This window comes from Mycobacterium sp., assembly GCF_049802695.1.
In the GTDB taxonomy this organism is placed as follows: domain Bacteria; phylum Actinomycetota; class Actinomycetes; order Mycobacteriales; family Mycobacteriaceae; genus Mycobacterium.
In genome coordinates this window covers 1-2,024 of sequence record NZ_JBARMY010000531.1, presented here as the reverse complement: position 1 = coordinate 2,024, position 2,024 = coordinate 1, and the positions used below count along the sequence as shown (strand labels likewise).

At 68.1% G+C, this 2,024-nt stretch carries 3 protein-coding genes; all 3 read left to right on the top strand.

What is annotated here, in order from left to right; all coding sequences use genetic code 11:
- Positions 1–561, top strand: a 561-nt coding sequence (locus WA317_RS20950; protein WP_425174852.1) for a molybdopterin-dependent oxidoreductase, incomplete at its 5' end; no start/stop codon positions are given.
- A gap of 1 nt (position 562) precedes the next feature.
- The gene (locus tag WA317_RS20945; RefSeq protein ID WP_425174851.1) at positions 563–1,099 is read left to right on the top strand and encodes a hypothetical protein; all 537 of its coding nucleotides are present in this window, start codon (positions 563–565) and stop codon (positions 1,097–1,099) included.
- Positions 1,100–1,110: 11 nt separating this feature from the next.
- The coding region (locus tag WA317_RS20940; protein ID WP_425174850.1) for a hypothetical protein at positions 1,111–2,024 on the top strand (914 nt) is incomplete at its 3' end.

Below are 2,024 nucleotides of genomic sequence, written 5' to 3'. Positions count from 1 at the left end.
GCGGTACTCACCGCCGGCCAGACGATCGGCGGCTTCACCCGCCGCACAGCGCTGCTGTTGCCGCGGGGACGTAGCCGCCGCCCACACCGTCAAGGCCCCAACGATTTCCAGGTCAACAAGACCGCCGCGGCCGCCGCAATCCGGCCCAGCGACACCGGCGCCAACTGGCGGGTCACCGTGCGAGGTCCTTCCAGGCAGACGCTGCTGGACCGGGCCGCCCTGGAAGCCATGCCGCAGCACACCGCGGAGCTGCCGATCGCCTGCGTCGAGGGATGGTCCACCACCGAAAAGTGGAGCGGGGTGCGGCTCCGGGATTTGGCCGCTCTGGCGGGAATGCCCAACCCCGCCCGAGCCACCGTGCGCTCACTGGAGGCCGGCGGGTTCAACCATGCCGTCCTGCAGGCCAATCAAGTCGGCAATCCCGACTCGCTGCTGGCCCTGCGGGTCAACGGTGTCGACCTGTCTGATGATCACGGCTATCCGGCGCGCATCATCGTGCCCGCGCTGCCGGGTGTGCACAACACCAAATGGGTGCGGTCCATCGAATTCGGACACCACTAATATGCGCGCACTGGTAACCCGGTTCACCGCCTGCTATGGCAGTAATCCGTTGCATCTGCTGGGTACGGTCGCCGCATGGGCACTGGCCGGATACGCGGTGACGGCGCTCGGCCCGCATGCGTTGTGGAATTCCAGGGTGTGGTGGCAATCGATCGCGGTCTGGTTTTTCGCCGCCATCGTCGCGCATGACCTGGTCCTGTTTCCGCTCTACGCCCTCGCCGACCGCTCCATCACCGCGGGAATTGCAGCCCTGCGGGGTCGACGGACGGGTTCCGCACCGCGGGTGTCGCCGCTGAATTACGTCCGGGTCCCGACTCTGGCGACGGGCCTGTCGCTGCTGCTGTTCTTTCCCGGAATCATCCGGCAAGGTCAGTTCAGCTACACGGCGGCCACCGGTCAGAACCAACAACCCTTCGTCGGGCGCTGGCTGCTGCTGGTCGCCGCCCTCTACGGTGTCAGCGCGCTGGCCTACGCCGCCCGACTCGCCCTTGCCGGACGCCGAGGGGCGGGCCACCAACCACGCGATATCGGGCCATAGGCTCGGTTCTCGTGAAAATAGCGCGCCGCGAAGCCGTCGCGGTGCTGGTGGGCGTCGCGCTGGTAGTGGCGGCTTTCGTGGTGCCGCATATGCGGCTGGGCATCGTCACTCCGTTGATCCACAGCACGCCGCAGACGATCCACGACTTAGCCGACACCGCACCGATTTTCGGCTGGTGGAAAGTCCACGTCGGCTGGGGCAGCATTGCGGCCGTCGCCATCGGTGTGGCAGCTGTGCTGTGCGGGCCCACCCTCGCGCAGCGGTTGCGGTGGCGGGTCCTCACACTCGTCACCTGGTGCACCTCGTGCGCCTGGGCGTTTGCGCTGGCGATGATCGACGGCTGGCAACTCGGTTTCGCAGGACGATTGGTCGCCCGCCACGAGTATCTGCGGCAGGTGCCGACGATCACCGACATCCCGGAGATGTTGCGGACCTTCTCGGCCCGCATCCCCGACTATCAACCGCAGTCCTGGATCACCCACGTCTCCGGACATCCGCCCGGCGCGCTGCTGACGTTCGTTTGGCTCGACCGCATCGGCCTCGGTGGTGGTGCGTGGGCGGGAGTGTTCTGCCTGCTGGTCGGGTCGAGCGCCGCGACTGCTGTGATCGTCGCGGTGCGCGCCGTGTCCGACGAGCCGACGGCGCGGATGGCCGCGCCGTTCGTCGCGGTGGCGCCGACGGCGATCTGGATTGCCGTGTCCGCCGATGGATATTTCGCCGGCGTCGCCGCATGGGGTATCGCGCTGCTGGCGCTGGCAGCGAGTCACACGGTGCGCTGGCCGATTCCGGTTGCAGCCGGTGCCGGGCTGTTACTGGGCTGGGCGGTGTTCTTAAACTACGGGCTGGCGTTGCTGGGTTTGCCCGCACTGGCGGTGCTCGTCGCTGTTCGCAGCCGTCGCCCGGCGCTGACCGCGCTGGCGGCCGC

Coding starts and splice junctions, on each gene's coding strand:
- WA317_RS20945 (WP_425174851.1), top strand. CDS start 563: ATGCGCGCACTGGTAACCCGGTTCACCGCCTGCTATGGCAGTAATCCG.